The 19,201-nt window shown below is 44.3% G+C and carries 7 protein-coding genes; 3 read left to right on the forward strand and 4 right to left on the reverse strand.

The features are described from left to right. Window positions 1-82: 82 nt before the first annotated feature. On the reverse strand, window positions 83-451 hold the full coding sequence (locus QUA90_RS12410) for a phage holin family protein (RefSeq protein WP_333083388.1): 369 nt from the start codon (window positions 449-451) through the stop codon (window positions 83-85). 109 nt (window positions 452-560) lie between these two features. Between QUA90_RS12410 and QUA90_RS12415 the strand changes: the two genes are divergently transcribed. Beyond that, the gene (locus QUA90_RS12415) at window positions 561-1,058 is read left to right on the forward strand and encodes a pentapeptide repeat-containing protein (protein WP_333445739.1); all 498 of its coding nucleotides are present in this window, start codon (window positions 561-563) and stop codon (window positions 1,056-1,058) included. A gap of 324 nt (window positions 1,059-1,382) precedes the next feature. Here QUA90_RS12415 and QUA90_RS12420 read toward each other — a convergent pair whose 3' ends face one another. Next, window positions 1,383-3,584 carry a transglycosylase SLT domain-containing protein gene (locus QUA90_RS12420; RefSeq protein WP_333445741.1) on the reverse strand — a complete coding sequence of 734 codons (2,202 nt, stop codon included), beginning with the start codon at window positions 3,582-3,584 and terminating at the stop codon, window positions 1,383-1,385. A 338-nt stretch (window positions 3,585-3,922) separates the two neighbouring features. Between QUA90_RS12420 and QUA90_RS12425 the strand changes: the two genes are divergently transcribed. After that, window positions 3,923-5,401 (forward strand): leucyl aminopeptidase, encoded by a 1,479-nt coding sequence (locus QUA90_RS12425; RefSeq protein WP_333445743.1) that lies wholly within the window; start codon window positions 3,923-3,925, stop codon window positions 5,399-5,401. 421 nt (window positions 5,402-5,822) lie between these two features. Next, complete coding sequence (locus QUA90_RS12430) at window positions 5,823-8,045, forward strand: PAS domain S-box protein (protein ID WP_333324849.1); 2,223 nt, start codon at window positions 5,823-5,825, stop codon at window positions 8,043-8,045. 86 nt (window positions 8,046-8,131) lie between these two features. Here the strand turns inward: QUA90_RS12430 and QUA90_RS12435 are convergent, their stop codons facing one another. Next, window positions 8,132-13,507, reverse strand: a complete 5,376-nt coding sequence (locus tag QUA90_RS12435; RefSeq protein WP_333445745.1) for an AAA family ATPase — start codon at window positions 13,505-13,507, stop codon at window positions 8,132-8,134. 164 nt (window positions 13,508-13,671) lie between these two features. Continuing rightward, window positions 13,672-19,053 (reverse strand): AAA family ATPase, encoded by a 5,382-nt coding sequence (locus QUA90_RS12440; protein ID WP_333445824.1) that lies wholly within the window; start codon window positions 19,051-19,053, stop codon window positions 13,672-13,674. Between the last annotated feature and the right edge of the window lie 148 nt (window positions 19,054-19,201).

A 19,201-nucleotide genomic window follows, 5' to 3' on the forward strand; every position in this document is an offset into this window, starting at 1 on the left:
TAAGTTAGGAGTTGGGATTCAATTAAATCTCAGCAAAACTTTTCATTATATCATAAAATTATTTTGCAAGAGATCTAATGTATTACTGAGATAAAGTATTGGCATTCACAAATCGACCAATCAACCCAGAAACGAATGACAAAACAATCGAACCAAACAAAGCCGGCCAAAAACCGTTAACCGCAAAGCCGATATTGAACGCACCTGCCAACCACGAAGCCAGGGAAAGCGAAATTGCATTCACAACGAATAAAAACAAACCTAAAGTAATAATGGTCAAAGGCAGCGTCAGCAATGTAAGAATCGGTCTGACAACCGCGTTCACCAATCCGATAACAACAGCAGCCACCATCGCAGCCGGAAAGCTAACCACCGAAATACCTGGTACAATGTTAGCGGTAATGATCAGCGACACCGCTGCTACTATCCAAGTTAAGAAAAAACTTAGCATATCTTTTTTTCCATCTCCATCACTATTAATTAAGATTGTACCTGTTTAGTCGATCGACCAAAGTTCGGGATACACTCCGAAATACCTACCTTGCGAGAATATCAGATTTATGAAACTCCGGCAACTAGCAGCATTGCTCTTGGCGCTAACTATCTTCATCCTGCCACAGCCAGCCCAGGCTCAATCTAAATATTACGCTCCGCCGTTGTCCTTTAGCAACGCCGAACTGACAAGACGCGATTTTTCCGGTCAAATGCTGCGGGCCGCTGAATTTTCTAACGCTAATATGGACTTGACTAATTTTTCTAATGCCGATTTGCGGGGAGCAATTATGAGCGCTTCAGTGATGACTCAGGCGAATTTGCACGGAGCCAATTTAACTAATGCAATGATTGATCAAGTGAAATTTACTAATGCCGATTTAACTGATGCAATTTTAGCGGAAACAATTTTGCTGCGTTCTACTTTTGACGGAGTTGATATCACTGGGGCTGACTTTACCGACGCAATTATGGACGGCTCACAAGTTAAAGAATTGTGCACAAAAGCTAGCGGTATTAATTCTCAAACTGGGATTTCTACTCGCGATTCTTTAGGATGTCGCTGATTTATTTTATCATCCCATAATTTCAATTTGTGGAACATTGATAGCGGCGGGCTAGAAGCCCACCCCACAATCAATAAATACACAAAATAAATTTGTTTGTGGAACAGGCATCTTGCCTGTTCCGGACTAGAAGCCCACTCCCCAATCAATAAATACACACAATAAATTTCATGGTGGAACAGGCATCTTGCCTGTTCCTGATGCCATTCTCATTTTTTTAGGGCGGGCTAGAAGCCCACCCCACAAAATCCATACACAAAATAAATGTATTTGTGGAACGGGCCGGAGATCTCGTTTCTGAAAGCTTAGCTTAAACCCAATTTACTAAGGCTTTGCTTTTTTCTGGGCAGCCGCATAATGCTCACTCATTAACTGATTAACTTCTGGGTTGTAAATCCGCAGATAATTCCAGTAATTCTCAAACACCGATTTCACGTATCCTTTCGTTTCAGGAAACGGAATCTTTTCCGCAAAAGCATCCGGGTCACTAAAATTAAACCTCTTCAACCAATCTGCTACTGCAGTTGGCCCGGCATTGTAACTCGCCACAGCTAACATCGAGTTATTCTTGTACTCGTCGTGAGTGTGATCCAAATACCACGTACCGAGTTTAACGTTATCGTCCACATTCTCCAATGAATACTTTTTGAGGCTGATTTGTCCAGCAACCCAAGCTGCTGTTTCCGGCATTACTTGCATTAAACCAGTGGCGCCAACTGATGATTTTATGGCGGGCATAAAGCGCGATTCTTGGCGGATTAATGCTGTTACTAATACTGAATTTAGTTGGCGTTCTTGCGACCATTTGACAATGGTTTCTAAGTAAGGAAAAGGATAAAGTGCTTGCCAATAAATCGGTTGCTGTCTGAGTTCGAGGTATTGGGTTCTATCATCTGGTTTATCGCGCTGCCTCAAACTCCCAACCATCCACAAACCGTCTAAATTGTCTCCAACTGCAACTCGCATTAAACCGTCGGTAAACTGTTCGGCAATACTTGGTTCTACGCGGTCGATAAATTCTATTTGCCACAGCGTCCAAGCATCTCTATCTTGACCTAATTGATAGAGTTCTTTCAACGCAGGAGAACCCGCAGTTGGTTCGGGGCGCTGAGGGGGCCGCACTACATTGGGAGACAAATCTCGGACTGTGGTAAAGTCGCCGACGGGCCAGCCGAGAAGTACAGCCGATCGCCACGCAAAATATGATTCTGGATAGCGTAAAATAGTATAGTCAAATGCAGTCTTGGCGTCTTGTTGCCGACCGAGTTGCTGTGCCCATTTCCCGACCCAAAATGCTGCTTCTGGAGCTTGTTCGCTGTCGGGATTGTGGGTGGTTAATTCTCTCGCCCACTGCCAAGCTGATTTTAAATCTCCGCCTTTGGCAAACTGTTGGGCGATCGTCCACCGCAATTCCCCTGCTTTATCAGAATTATTGTATTTTGTCAATAGCAACTTCCGGGTATCTGAGGCGGATTGACCGCTGCGTGCTTTGTCGAGAAGTTGGGATTTATCTAACAAAGCTTCGGGGGCATAATTGGGGAATTTGCTAATAACTCGATCGAGCAAAACGATCGCTTCTTTCGGTTCGCTCAGCCGCGATAGCCGAATTAAACCCAAACCAGTATCTTCGGCATCGGGAAACTCGCGCACTAATTCTTGATAGGCAATTCTGGATTCCGGGATTTTTCCGTCGAGCCACAAACCGCGAGCTTTGCGGTAAAGATTTTTGGCGTTGCGGGGGGCTTTCCCGTAAGCAATAGCTCCTTTGCCATAATCTTGTTTTTCCCAATAGCCAAAGGCAATTTCTTCCCAATCTTCCGGTTTCAAACCGGCGCTGTTTCGCTGCACCAGTTGTTCCAAAATTGTCCCGTAATCTTTGACATAATGACCGTGTTTTGCTACGAGCAGCATCAACTTCGGCTGATTGGGATTTTCTTTTAACTTGCGGAGGGCAATTTCTACGCTGCGGGGATGACCCGGAAATTCAGTAATTGCCTGTTGCCAATATTCCGGTTTTGACTTGCCTAAAACATATAAAGCTTCCGCTGCTACCGGGTCGCTCGGATAGTTTTTGAGCAGTTCCTCCCAAGCTTTTTGAGTTTTGCCCTTGTCGCCGGTCAATTGGTAAGCTTGCGCTCTTTTTAAGGCAATGTGAGCAGCTAAAACCGGATATTCTTGCTCTAATTTGTCCAATAACTTTAATGCTTTGGCCGCATTTCCTTGCTGGATTAAATCGCTGGCAAGCAGATAGCGGGCGCGGCTTTGAGGGGAGATTTCCTGCTGCGGGTTCGTACTTGCAGACTGACTGGTTGCGAGTTCAACTAATTGCGCCGATCGCTCGCTAGGTGATAGCGATACCAGCATCTTGACTTGCGATTCGGAATTCGCTGCATTCAGCGGCTGCTCGGCCTTCTGGACCGAGCCAAAACCCATCCATTTCATCGCAGCAACCAAAGAGCCGATCGCAATAACGCAAACTGAAACGCTGATTAAAACAGAAAATCGGGCCCGGCGTCGTTTTAGCATGGGAAAATTTAAGAGAATAAGATATAAAGAACCGATCGTTTGTCAAGAGCTATCACAGGCAGGATGGGTGTTCCACGCCATCACAGGCAGGATGCCTGTTCAACGAGAAATAAATGTTAAGAGTGGGGCAAAAACGGACAGCCGACCCCCAAACAGATGATTGAGATTGGTGGAAGATCCGATCGCAGGCGGACTTGGCTGATATAGTAGCAGAATTTATTTCGATGTGGAGCGAAGAATTTGTGCGATCGATCTATTTCCCCGCACCAATGAAAAACCCCAAACCACCCACTACAAAGTACAATCAAAAATCTAAAATCTAAAGTGTAAATCAAAACATGGAATTTCTAGTCACCGATACGCCCCGCTCTGTTTGGACGGGAGACGCCCTGGCAATTGGTCTATTTGAGGACGCCCTGGAACTCACGGGCGAGCTGGCACAATTAGATGAAAAGCTTGCAGGCACTTTGAAAGAGCTGCTACTGGAAGTAGATTTTAAGGGCAAAGTGGGCACGAGCGCCATCACCCGCGTGGGCGGCAATAATCCCATTCGCAAAATTGCGATCGTCGGTTTGGGCAAAACAGAGGACTTAAAATTAGACACCGTGCGGCAAGCAGCAGGCGTTTGCGCCAAGTTAGCCAAAAAAGAGAAATGCAAAACCCTCGGAATTAGCTTTCCGGTGTGGAAAAACGCGCCGGATGTTACAGCAAGCGCGATCGCCGAAGGTGTAGAACTTTCCCTAAATCAAGACAACCGTTTCAAATCGGAACAGGAAGACAAAAGCCCGCAAATCGAACAAATTCATTTGCTCGGTTTTGCCGGTACCGAAAGTGCGATCGCCCGCGCCCGTCAAATCACTGCCGGAGTCATTTTAGCACGCGAATTAGTCGCAGCGCCTGCAAATTTTGTCACCCCGATTACCATGGCAGAAACTGCTCAAAGTCTGGCTGCCGAATGCGGTTTAGAATTAGAAATACTGGAGCGGGAAGACTGTGAAAAACTCGGCATGGGAGCCTTTCTCGGCGTAGCCCTAGCATCTGATTTACCACCAAAATTCATCCATTTAACTTACAAACCCGAAGGTACACCGCGCCGCAAAATAGCTATTGTCGGCAAAGGATTGACCTTTGATTCTGGCGGTTTGAACATCAAAGGTGCGGGCAGCGGCATTGAAATGATGAAAGTAGATATGGGCGGCGCTGCGGCTACTTTGGGAGCGGCAAAGGCGATCGGACACATCAAACCCGATGTGGAAGTTCACTTTATCAGCGCCGTCACTGAAAACATGATCAGCGGCCGCGCCATGCGCCCAGGAGACATCCTTACAGCTTCCAACGGCAAAACAATTGAAGTCAACAATACCGACGCTGAAGGTCGTTTAACCCTGGCTGATGCTTTGGTATTTGCTGATAAATTGGGAGTTGACGCGATTGTCGATTTAGCAACTCTAACCGGGGCCTGCGTAATTGCTTTAGGCGACGATATCGCGGGTTTGTGGAGTCCTCAAGATAGCGTCGCCGCCGAAATAGTCGCGGCCTCAGAATTGGCAGGCGAAAAATTTTGGCGAATGCCGATGGAAGAAAAATATTTTGAGGGCTTGAAAGCATTGCACGCTGACATGAAAAACACAGGCCCACGTCCCGGCGGTTCGATTACGGCGGCGCTATTTTTGAAGCAGTTTGTCAAGGATACTGCATGGGCGCATTTAGATATTGCCGGCCCGGTTTGGACTGACAAAGAAAATGGCTACAATGGCCCTGGCGCTACCGGTTTTGGAGTTCGGACTTTGGTGCATTGGGCGCTCGGCGGCGCTTAATTGTGGATTCCCAGCGCAAAAATTGAGATTTTCTCTGCCTTAAAAGTCTGCTAGTCCATCTGTGAGCCAGGGGTTAAAAACCTCTGGCTCACTGCTTAAGTAATCTAAAAGAAAATTTAATAGGGATCATTAACAATTTAAATGTTTCTGAAGCAATCAGTAGGCGAACCTATCTATTCCGTCACAGGGAGCAACGTAAGCGTTGTAAGCGTTGCGAGCCGTGACGCTCGGCATGGCTCATACTTCGGGAAACCTTCGCTCCCAAAGCCTAACCGAGACAGTTTTGACATTCCTTTACAAAATAGCTGTTTCATAAAAAATGAAAAAAGTATATAATTATGTAAATATTTCACTAGCCAAAATCAAATAATTAGATTTGATCTGATTTGCATTGGTACAGATAATTTTTTTCTTGAACTTTATGCAAGAACAATTAACAATTTTTTTTTCAACACTTGCTGTATCTTCCACACTCGGCTGCAACGCGGTACCGGAGTTGCGACTGTACGCTGTTTTTGACTCCCTGACGGCACTGGCTTATTGCTCGATCGCCCTCTCTTTAGTTTATTTTTCCCGCCAAGGTTCTCACCGCAAGATTTTCCGGCTGTTTGCCGTTGTTTTTTTTGCCTGGGGCGCTGCCAAATTGACGGAAGTTTGGACGCTTTGGCATTCCATATATTGGCTGTCGGTAACTCTCAAAGCTACAAGTGCTTTGATTTCTTTGCTTTTAGCCGCAGTCGCTCTCGCCCTCATGCCGAAAGCACTTGCAGATTCTGGTTTAAATCACAAAGAAAATCTTCAACAACTGCCGTTAAAACAGGTAGAAAAAAACCATCACCAGCATGATATCCACAAAGGAGAATTGGCAAAACCATCCCTCAATTTTTCCCCTTCCGATACTATTGTCGATCGCGCTTTAGATATCAATTCGCTTAACGAACAGTTAGAAAAAGAAATTGCCGATCGCCACCGAGTTGAGGAAAAGTTGCAACTGACTCAGTTTGCGATCGACCGATCGGCAGATGCGGTATTCTGGATCGGGTCGGACGGTAAATTTTTGTACGTCAACGACTCTGCTTGCACTTCATTGGGATATTCTGCAGCAGAATTGCTTTCGATGACCGTACACGACATCAATCCAGATTTTCCCCAAACTGCTTGGAGTTTGCACTGGAAAGTCTTAAAACGCTGCGGTTCGGTTAATATTGAAGTTCACCACGTCACTAAGTACGGTCGCATTTTTCCGGTAGAAATTACGATCGATCATTTGGAATTTAACGGCAAAGAATATCAGTGTGCGTTTGCTCGTGACATTAGCGAGCGTAAGCGGATTGAGGCAGCTTTGCGAGAAAGGGAAGAAGAATTTAGGTCATTAGTTTCTAGCATTCCTGGTGCAGTTTACCGTTGCAGTGCTGCTGGGCGATCGAGCCTAACTTTTATCAGCAGTGGCATAGAAGCTATTTCCGGCTATCCCGCAGCTAACTTTATGCAAAAACCGGTGCAGGCTTTTCCGAGTATAGTTCATCCCGATGACGTGCAGCATATCGAGACAATTATCGATCGGGCTATTAAAACAAAACAACCTTATATCATCGAATATCGCCTGATGCACTGCGACGGAAATGTGCGGTGGGTTGCAGAGAAAGGTCAAGCCCTTTTCAACGCAGACGGTGAAGTTTTATCCCTCAACGGTGCGATTTTTGATATGACAGAGCGCAAAGCAGCGGAGGATGCTTTGCGACTCTCCGAGGCGATCGCCAACAACAGAGCCCAGCAGCTAGAAATCGCTCTCAAAGAACTCCGAGAAACTCAAGCTCACCTAATTCATACCGAAAAAATGTCAAGTCTCGGTCAAATGGTAGCTGGAGTAGCTCACGAAATTAATAACCCGGTCAGTTTTATCTACGGCAATATTTCCTATGCTAGCCAATATATCAGAGACTTGTTGCAGCTTGTGGAACTTTACAAAAAACACTATCCTCAGCCAGCGGTAGAAATTCAACAATGTATTGACAATATCGATTTAGAGTTTTTGACAGAAGATTTGCTAAAAATATTATCTTCGATGAAAATGGGAGCCGATCGCATTCGCGAAATAGTTCTGAGTTTGCGAAACTTCTCGCGTTTAGACGACTCGGTAAAAAAACCTACTAACCTTCACGAAGGCATAGATAATACCCTCTTAATATTGCACAATAAACTCCGAGCCAGAGGCGACTATCCCGAAATAAAAATAATCAAAGATTACGGTCAACTCCCTTTAATAGAATGTTATGCAGGTCAGCTCAATCAGGTATTTATGAATCTGCTTAGCAACAGTATTGACGCCTTGGAAGATGCTTGCAACCAAAAAAGGCGAGCTGCGGCGGTCGGGGACGATTGGAAACCAACTATTAGCATTCGCACAGAAGCCCTGAACGAAAATAGTATTTGTATCCGCATTGCCGATAATGCGATCGGCATGACAGAAGACGTGCGGAGCCGATTATTTGACCCGTTTTTCACGACAAAACCGATGGGAAAAGGCACGGGTTTAGGGTTAGCCATCAGTTACCGAATTGTGGCGGAAAAACACGCCGGAGCCTTGAGCTGCCGTTCCACCGTAGGAGAAGGTACGGAATTTGCGATCGAAATTCCTTTATAAATTAGTACGATTGTCAAGTGGGCTGTAAAGAAAAATCCATTTTCAAAAAAAATCCAAAAATTGGCTATAAATTACCAAGCTAATAATCAACATGGCAGTGAAATCGTAAATTCTGTACCTCGACCTAAAGTTGAGTTGACTTCTAGCATACCAGAGTGTTTCTCAACTACAATTTGCCGTGCGATCGCCAAACCCAACCCGGTACCTTTCCCCACACCTTTGGTTGTAAATAAGTGGTCAAAAATATGACCTTTTATCTCATCGGATATCCCTGGCCCGTTGTCATAAATGCGAATCGTCACCCACTCAGAAGACTTCATTTCTGTCCGAATCGTGATGCAATTAGCTGGGGCTTTAATCTTCTCTAAACCAGCTTCGCGATTTGATTCTTCCACTGCATCAATCGCATTCGCCAATATATTCATAAACACCTGATTTAATTGTCCGGGGAAGCAATCAACTGATGGCAAGTTGCCGTACTCTTTCACAACTTCAATCGCTGGACGCTGTTCGTTCGCTTTCAATCTGTGTTTGAGGATCAAAATTGTACTGTTAATTCCGTCATGAATATTGAAAGGAACTTTGTAGTCTTTGTCTGCTCTGGAGAAGGTACGAAGACTGGTGCTGATACCTTGGATGCGATCGCACCCGATTTGCATCGAATTCAACATTTTGGGTAAATCTTCTACGAGATATTCAATATCAAGTTCTTCTGCTATTTGCTCGATTTCATCCCCAGGATGGGGAAATTTTTCTTGGTAGACTTGCAGGTATTTGGTCAGATCTTTGACAGCGGCGATCGCTTCATGGATATTCCCAGAAATAAAACCGACTGGATTATTAATTTCATGGGCTACCCCGGCTACTAAATTACCCAAAGCCGACATTTTTTCGCTCTGTACTAATTGCAGTTGAGATTGTTCAACCTGGTGGGCATAGTCCTGCGCTTGCTGATACAGTCGCGCATTTTCTAAGGAAATGGCAGCCTGGGTGCAGAGGAAGTTGAGGACGAGGAGCCGATCGCGAGTAAACACTCCTTTTGTCGATCGATGTTCGAGATAAAGTATCGCAACTAAGTTCCCGCGATCGACAATTGGAGTACATAGCATACTCTGAGAGTGATACTGGAGCGTACAGTCATTCATTAAACCCGGAATATCGGTCTTGCCACCTTCAATAACCACAGTTTCCAGGGTGTGTTTGACATAATAAACCAGCTTGAGCGGAATCACCGCCGAGCCATCTATAGGTTGGGTTTGCAGTAAGGTTGTGGGTAACTCGTTATCTGGATTGATGTGAGTTATTGCTCGGATTTGCCATTCATCCTGATGGGGGAGTAGCAAAGCACACGTTTCTGCTCCAGAAGTTTTCAAAATAATTTGATTGAGGGTGTCGAGTAATTCATCAAGCTGAATTTTACTGGATAAAGCTTGAGCAGCTTGCACAATAGATGCGAAATCAAGGGCATCGGAAATACTCGTGCTGCTGCTGGTGGAAGTGTGCGAAGACGGGCTCATCGTTGCTAGCGTCTCTAGGGGATTAAAGCGAAGTTTGGGCTGATTCAGGATGGGATGAAGTAATTGGGGATAGCGTTGTTCTAAGTCTTCAACTTTGGCTAGTGCACCCCAACGGGCATAACAGTAATATGCTTCCTGCATATAGCTGGCGGCGACTTTTTCTTTGCCCCATTCCCAGTAGAATTTTGCTGCGAGTTCGTTGGCTAATCCTTCCTCTTGGATATAACCGTTTTCTTTGGCTCCTTGAATTGCTAGATCGTAAAATTCTAGAGCTTCTGTTTTGCAATTGAGGAGTTGATGCTTTTGGGCTTCAACTAAATGGTACTTGTGCAAGTAATTCATGGGAGCATAATGCGCCCATTCTTTTAACTTTTCTTGATTTTCTTGCATTCGCTGCCATCGAGGCTCCGACTCAGTTTTCGATTCACCAGGAGTAGCCAGCACGGTCAGAGAATCATAGAAATATAAGATCGGTTCAACGACACTTCCCATCCCTCCGGCCAAATACTGTCGGGTTTGAGCCCCATCGTGTTCCGCTTGGGCAAAGTCTTGGAGCCAGTAATTTAATGTGAATCGATACAGATAAAAGAAGGATAGTCGGTAAAAATCGACTTTGGCCTCATCCAGGATTTTTTCTTCGTATGAATCTTGGCGTAAGGGAATCTCGTTCTCTGACTCACCCAGCAGAATGAGAGCAGCTTGCCAGTAAGCCAAAACACAGTTTGCTGCTGTGACTTGGTGGAGGTCGCACAACTGTTGGTAATAGGCGCGAATTTGGGGTTCGAGTTCACTTAGCGGTTGACCGCACCAATAAGCATTAAAGCAGTACAACTGGGCGTCGTAGCCCATAAATTCTAGATTGCCGGTTTCCAATCCAGCTTGATAGCCATCGAGAAGAATGGGCAGCGATTCTTGTAGATGGGTCGTCCAATGACCAACATATCCCCCCATTAACAGGGCTGTTGCGGCTCGAATATTTTTGGCATCTGGCTCTGAGGCGAGTTGGTATCCTAATTGCCCAAACTGAGGCACCTTTGTCATGTCTCCCCACAGAATTCTCAGTTGGAAGGCGTAACCAGCGTAGCAATAGGGCGAAACAGGACTATTTCCAAATTGAATTGATAATTTGACCTGTAGAGCAACTATTAGGAAATAGAGCTTTGAGCCTGTCATGTAACAGACGGGTGTAAGACGAGCCGCATTTTGCATAATTGCTAACTGCTGGGCATCAGTCATGTTCGGCAGATGAATGAATGTCTCAATTGAGCGACCCTCAATTAGGGCATCAATTTCCTGCTTCAACTGCCGAATATCGTCTAGGGTTGGTTCATTTGGTAGGTTGACGCCTAACATTTGGAAGACTGATTGACCGATCGCGATCGCCTCGACAAATTTATTGTGGGCTACCAATGCCTGGATTTTGACTTGGTAAACTTGCACCTGTTCTAAAGGTGTTTTCGCATGATGAATCACCGCCTCAATCCACTGGTGCATCTGCTCAAAATCGCCTGCCAAAAAAGCCACCTCGGCAGCCAAGTCGTACAAAGATAGGGTCATTTCGTACTGCCGTTGCCAAGCGTCTGTTCCCAGCAGTTTCAGGCCCACTGTGGCATATTCGCGGGCGGCTTGATATGCGGTGGCTGCTCTGGCTTTGCGGCAAGCAGTGAGGTTGAGTTGGGCGAGTTCCTCCCTTTCCTGCTGTTCTACAACCATTATGGTTCCGTAGTTCAACTGATTGACTAATTCAAAAATGCGTTCTTCTCTGGCTTCGGCTGAAATTTGTTGCAGGAGTAATTGCCCGATTTGATAATGGGCGATCGCGCGTTCTTCTTCCGGAATCAAAGAATAAGCAGCTTGCTGGACGCGATCGTGCAAGAAGCGATAGGAAACTGTTTGAGAAGTAGCTCGATCGATATTGTCTTCTTCCCCTACATAAAATTTATAAATCTCACTCTGAGGTAAAACAAAACCTTCCTGTAAAGTTTTCCATAAAGCCGTTGCCGTTTCAGTCTCAGATATTTGCGAAACAATTGCTAATGTTGTCAGATCGAACTGATTGCCAATGCAAGCGGCTAATTTTAAAACTGACTGAGTTTCAACGGGCAATTTCTGTAACTGCTGCGCCATGAATTCAACTACATCATCCGTCAGTGCAGCTTCGGTAATTTTGCTAATATCGCACTGCCAATATCCTGCTTTAATATCAAAAATAATCACTTCATCTTGATGCAATGCCTTGAGAAACTGCGTCGCAAAAAATGGGTTTCCTTTTGTCTTCTGATACACCAATTCCGTCAGCGGTTCTGCTAAGTTAAGAGAACAAGTCAGCGTATCTGCTACTAATTGATTCAAACTGGTTCGAGCCAGAGGTGCCAGTGTGATGGTATTGACAGTTGCCCCTGTTTTAGTGACTTCATCTAAAGTCAACATCAAGGGATGGGCAGGGGAAACTTCATTGTCTCGATAGGCTCCAATTAATAGCAGGTGACTGGATTGGGATTCACCTATGAGCAACTGCATCAACTTTAAAGATGCCGAATCAGCCCATTGTAAGTCATCCAGAAACATCACTAAGGGATGCTCTTTTGTGGTAAAGACAGAGATAAATTTTTGGAATAGTAAATTGAACAGATTTTGAGCAGCTATCCCTGATAATTCTGGGGCTGGGGGTTGTTGTCCGATAATCCGTTCTAGTTCAGGAATGACTTCAATAATGACTTGTCCGTTGTCACCAAGGGCTGCTAAAATTTTGGTTTTCCATGCTTGGATTTGAAGATCGCTTTCACTGAGCAATTGTGTCATTAAATCGCGAAAGGCTTGCACAAATGCCGAAAAGGGAATATTGCGATTGAACTGGTCAAATTTACCTTTACTGAAATAGCCATGCTTTCGGACAATAGGTTTGTGAACTTCATTGACCACAACGGTTTTTCCGATGCCGGAAAAGCCTGCAACGAGCATCATTTCGCTGTTCCCTTGTGCTACTCGTTCAAAGGCTGCTAAAAGTTGCTGTATTTCTCGTTCTCGACCATAGAGTTTTTCGGGAATCAGGAAGCGATCGCATACATCCCGCGTTCCTAACTCAAAAGTTTCAATCTTTCCAGTTTCTTGGCACTGCTGCAAACACCGTTCTAAGTCATGCTTCAATCCCAAGGCACTTTGATAGCGTTTTTCGGCATTTTTTGCCATTAGCTTCATGACAATATCCGAAACCACCTGCGGGATTTCTTTGCTGTTTATTGAAGGAGGTTGTTTGGCAATATGGCAGTGAACCAACTCCATGGGGTCGTCACATTCAAATGGCAGTTTTCCTGTCAGGAGTTCGTAAAAGGTGGCTCCCAGAGAATAAAAGTCGGTGCGGTAGTCGATGCCTCGGTTCATTCGTCCAGTTTGTTCGGGAGAAATATAGGCGAGGGTTCCTTCTAAAACGTTGGGATTTTGAATTTCTTGAGTTTCTCTCGGCAGTAGGGAGGCGATGCTAAAGTCAATTAGTTTAATTTGTTTAGTTTTCGGATGTATGAGGACGTTAGCTGGCTTAATATCTTTGTGGATGACTCGGTTTCGGTACAGTCCGTCAAGGATGTCAGTTATTTGAATGGCAATTTCCAATATTTCTGCTAGAGTCAGCGATGCCTCTTGGGCGTAGTCTCGCAGAGAAATGCCCCCAAAATCCTCCATTACTAGGGCATAGCTGTGGCGATAGGAGTCCAAATTGTAGGGTTCAACGACTCCCGGCAGACGTAGGTTTTTGGCGATGGTGTACTGGTTGCGGAATTGCAGCAGTTCGCTGAAGCTGGGATAGTCTCGATTTAATAGTTTAATGACAACCGGAAGCTGATCTGTTTCTCGAATGGCTCGATAAACTAGGGTTCTGGAACCACAGTATAATTGCTCAACCAGATGATATCCTGAAACTCGCTTCGTCAAATCCACTGCTGCACTCATCTGGATTACCCCATCTCAGACATTGACTATTGTAACTAATTATACACTTTTATTGGTCTAGTCTGAGGAAAATAAAACTGCGAAATCCCCAAGCGACAGACTCTACCGCTTTTATTCTTTTTCACTTTTAAAGAGAAAGATGGCGCTCTATCAAGATAATAGTCTTATCCTTTCATCGGCAATAAAATTGTAAACTCCGTCCCTGCTCTCAATACAGAATTTACCTCGATTGTACCGCCGTGTTTCTCAACCACAATCTGCCGTGCGATCGCCAAACCCAATCCCGTGCCTTTCCCTACTTCCTTGGTAGTAAATAACTCATCAAAAATCTTCTCTTGCACAGCTTCACTCATGCCCACACCGTTATCTTTGATCCAAATTCTCGCTTGTTTGTTGTCCCGAAAAATGTCGGTTTTAATGGTAATTTCATTAGCAATTTCTGCATAAGGTCGTCCTTGATTTGATTCCTCCAAAGCATCGATCGCATTACCTAACAAATTCATAAATACTTGATTCAACTGTCCGGCATAACACTCCACGGGTGGCAAATTCCCATATTCCCTAATCACTTTGATTTCTGGACGAGTATCGTTAGCCTTGAGGCGATGTTTCAGAATCATAATGGTGCTATCGATGCCATCGTGGATATTGCAAGGTACGGGATAGTTAGTATCGGCACGGGAGAATGTCCGTAGACTGGTACTAATATCCCGAATCCGCTTCACGCCTTCCCGCATCGAACCTATTAATTTCGGTAAATCTTCCCGGATGTAGTCAAGATCGATGTTCTCGATTTCTTCTTGAATTTCTGGATCGAGTTGCGGATATTTTTGTTCATACAAATCGAGCAATCCAAACAAATCTTTGATATAATCTAAGGCGGGTTGAATATTACCAACCAGAAAACCAACTGGATTATTAATTTCGTGAGCTACCCCAGCCACTAAGTTTCCCAATGCTGACATCTTTTCGCTTTGAACTATTTTTATTTGTGCTTGTTTGAGATCGGTAAATGCTTGTTGAGATTCTTGATACAAACGGGCATTTTCTAAGGAAATAGCAGCTTGAGAAGCCAGCAAATTTAGCACTTCAATGCGATCGCTCGTAAATGCCCCAACCGTCAGGTTATTTTCCAGGTATAAAACTCCTATCAACTGCCCTTGATTAAGAATGGGCATACAAAGAACACTGATCGGCTGGTGCTGTTCAATATAGCGATCGCTCGCAACCTGGGAACTTACCCTAGCATCAACTATTACCAAAGGTTTCAAACTACGCTTGACCGTATTAACCAAACTAATTGCTACATCCTGACTAGATTCTAGAGGTATTGATGGTAATAGCTTAGGTTCCTGTCCCTCTGCTACAAGAGCCGCTACCTGTAAATACTGTTTTTGTTTGAGCAATAAGACGCACTTAGTGGCGCCAGCATTCGCGATCGCTATTTTTAAAAGAGTAGTCAGGAGTTTATCTAGTTCGATCTCCCCAGAAATGGCTTGAGAGGCTTTGATCAGAGTAGGCAAATCTAGAAAATTCGAGTTGCTGCTAGAAGAGTTGGTATTATAAGTAATTGTTCCCCGGGCGATCGTTTCCTTAAAGGAACTAAAGGATTGAGGTTGCTGAAGGATAATACCGAGTAGGCGAGGATAACGTTTTTCCAAATCGTCTATTTTGGCTTTAGCTCCCCAGCGGGCATAACAATAATACGCTTCAATCATGTAGGCTTGAGCTACTTTTTCTTTGCCCCATTCCAAGTAGAATTTAGCTGCTAGTTCGTTGGCGAGGGCTTCTTCGTTGAGGAATAGATTTTCTTTAGCGAGGGAGATCGCGCGATCGTACATTTCAAGTGCATCTGCTTTATTGCCCAAAACCCGCTGCCGTTCTGCTTCAACCAAATACCATTTATGCAAATGATTCATGGGAGCATTTTGCGCCCACTGGTGCAGAGTCGTTTGATGGATTTCCACAGAGGTGAGAATGTCAGCTTGCTCAATTTCAGGGTGTGTGGGGAAGAGCGCCAGATGCGTCAGGGCTGCATAGAAATGGAAAATGGGAATAAAAATACATCCTGGTACTGCTATCAAATAGGGCTGGGCTTGGCTAATGTAATTGCTCGCCTCTTTGTAGTTACCAAAGCAGTAAGCAAGCAACAGTTTGTAGATATAAACCTCGGCGATAGCAGTGAATTCATAATCCTGATTATGCTTAGGCATCATCACTGTTTCATCGTAGGCCAGGCCGATTAAGCAATCCGACAGAATCTCGACTTCCTTTAAGTTATTCACCGTCTGCCTTACCATATCTACATAAATCTGAGCCGAATATTGCTTTACTTGAGCCAAGGCGGCGCTGTAACTTGCTATTTCTGATTCCAAATTGCTCAGTTCTACTCCACTGAAAAAGTTCATATAGCTGTAAGTGACCATGCTGTAGCCAGCACTTAGAAAATCGCCAGTTTCCATGCCCAACCTATAGCTATCTTTCGTCGTCAGCATCACTGCCCTCATTGCTTCTTTGCGATGCTGAATAAAGGCTCCAAATAGATTCAGAATCATCGACTTGAATTCCCGGACATTGAACCTATCAAGCAATAAGAGTGCCAATTTACCAAAGGCATACCCCGTTTCCACCTCTCCCAAAAAGGCACACAACACGAGTCCGTGAATGCCATACCCCACCGTCGATGCTGGCGCATTCCCAAAGCAAAGAGATAAACTCACCATCTTGCAGCTAAGTAGGGGCAGCAAACCGGGCATTCCCAGAAAGATAGGAGAATATAATGTTGCTAATAGTGGCATGGCAGCCTGAGCCTTGGCATCAGTTATCACCGGGAGATTAACTAGCTCTTCAATCCGTCTACCTTGGAGTTGGCTGGCAACGGCTTCTAGCGCTTTACCAATCAAAGCTTCGTCAGGTGCGATGGGTAGTTCAACCCCCAATTGCCAGAGTGCATCTCTTGCTACTGCAATGGCTTCTAGTGACTTGCTCTGTGCTGTCTGGGCGGCGATTTGAATTTCGTAAATTTTGATTTTGTCTAAGATTGTCTGGGCTGCTTGCAACACTTGTACTGCTATCTCTTCCATGCCGTCAAAGTCAGCATTCAAATAGGCGGCTTCAGCAGCAGCAACATAGAGGTTCAGGGTTAATTCATACTGGCTTTGCCAGCAGTTGGCTGTTAGTAGATCAATGGCTGTCTGCAGATAAACTCTGGCTGCCATGTAGGCGGTAGAATTTCTGGCTTTACAACCGGCTGCCAAGTTCAGTTTAGCTAAGGCTTCTCGTTCGCTAGGTTGGGTAATTAACTCAATTCCTCGATTCAAATGCCCGATAACATCAAACAGTTTTTCTTCTTGCTCTATCTCGGCGCAATTTTGCTGAAGTAATTGTCCGATTTTGAGATGCGTTGCTTTTTTCTGCGAATCTGGAATTAGCGAATATGCGGCTTGCTGGACGCGATCATGTAAAAATCGATAAGTGGGATTAGCTGAAGCCTTGAAAACTTCATCACTCTCTGATTCCGTAAAGAATTTATAGATTTTGGTCGTGGGAATCACCAAACTTTCCTGCATTACTTTCCATAAAGCTTTAGCCGTCATCGCAGCAGATTTCTCACTGACAATTACTAACGTATTCAAATCAAACTGCGCTCCAATACAAGCAGCTAATTTGAGAACATCCTGAGTTTCTGGCGGCAACTTCTGCAATTGCAAAGCCATGAATTCAACGACATCATCAGTGATCGCTAAGGCTTTGACTTGGGCAATATCACACTGCCAATGCCGAATATCCCAGTTAAAGCTAATTAGCTTATCGTCATGTAATGCCTTGAGAAACTGAGTGGCAAAGAAAGGATTACCCTGAGTTTTTTGATACACTAATTTGGTCAAAGGTTGGGTCAGGGATAAGTCGCAATTCAGCGTATCCGCCACCAACAAATTCATATCTGGTTGGCTTAATGGTTGCAAAGTAATCGTCTTCACTATTGCCCCACTTTTAATTATCTCATCTACTGTTAAGATAAATGGATGCACAGGTGAAACTTCATTATCTCGATAGGCCCCCAATACTAATAAATATCCTGTCTCCCTCATCAATAATTGTAGCAAATTCAGGGAGGCTGAATCCGCCCATTGCAAGTCATCCAAAAACATCACTAAAGGATGTTCTTTGCTCGTGAAAACTTGCACAAATTTCTGCATTAGCAGATTAAAGCGAGTTTGGGCGGCACTTCCTGACAATTCTGTTGCAGGAGGTTGAGCGCCAATTATCCGTTCTAACTCAGGAATTACGTCAATCAATACTTGTCCATTGTCTCCCACGGCTGCTAAAATCTGGGTTTTCCATGTTTGCAGTTGGGTATCCGATTCTGATAGCAATTGACCCATTAAGTCGCGGAAGGCTTGCACAAAGGCACTGAAGGGAATGTTGCGTTGAAATTGATCATATTTGCCTTTGATAAAATAACCGCGCTGACGGACAATGGGTTTATGAACTTCATTGACAACGGCGGTTTTCCCAATTCCCGAAAAACCTGCTACTAGCATCATTTCGGTGCTACCTGTGCTGACTCGCTCAAAGGCAGCTAATAGGTGATTAACTTCTTTTTCTCTACCGTAGAGCTTTTCGGGGATAGTAAAGCGATCGTTAATATCTCGCTTTCCGAGTTCAAAAGATTCTATTTGTGCTGTTTTTTGTAACTGAACTAAACAAATCTCTAAATCGTGCTTGAGTCCTAATGCACTCTGATAGCGATTTTCGGCATTTTTCGCCATTAGCTTACTGATAATTTGCGATAAAATCGGGGGAATTTCAGGATTAATGTGATGGCTCGGTTTCGACTGTTTGGCGAGATGACAATGCACCAATTTCATCGGATCATCCGAGATAAAGGGCAACTTTCCTGTCAACAATTCATAAAAAGTCACACCCAGGGAATAAAAGTCACTACGATAGTCAATGCCTCGATTCATCCGTCCTGTTTGTTCGGGAGAGAGATAGGCTAATGTTCCTTCTAAGATATTGGGATTCTGTATTTCTTGGGTTTCTCGTGGTAGGAGGGATGCAATACTAAAGTCAATTAGTTGAATTTGTTTAGTGTCTGGATTAATAAGAATATTAGCGGGTTTAATATCTTTGTGAATGACTCGCTTTTGGTAGAGATAGTGGATAATGTCTGTTAGTTGTATGGCGAGTGGGAGAAATTCTGCTAAAGGTAAAACTTGAGATGATTCGGTTTCATTTGTTGCGGTTTTGAGATAAGTAGATAGGGAGACTCCGCCAAAGTCTTCCATTACTAGGACATAGCTATTCTGGTATACTTCCAGCGTCAGGGGTTTGACGAGGTGAGGGAAGTCGAGATTTTTGGCAATGGTATATTGGTTGCGAAACTGGACGAGCTCGTTGAAGGTGGGGTATTTGTTTCGCAGCAGTTTGACGACGACTGGGTATTGGTCACGGGTACGGATGCCTCGATAGACTAAGGTACGTGTACCTACATAAAGTTTCTCTGTAATTTCATAACCTGACAAATTTGCGATCGCATCCATAACTCGTTTATACAACAGTTAAATTAAAACATTCCCTTCTATTTTATTTTATTATGTGACAAAGATAGCGATCGCCAACTCTGCACCCTCGCTAGGTACAGAATTAACTGTAATTTTTTCCCTATGTTTATCAACTATTATTTGACAA

The sequence above is a fragment of the Microcoleus sp. D3_18_C4 genome (genome assembly GCF_036702355.1).
Lineage (GTDB): Bacteria > Cyanobacteriota > Cyanobacteriia > Cyanobacteriales > Microcoleaceae > Microcoleus.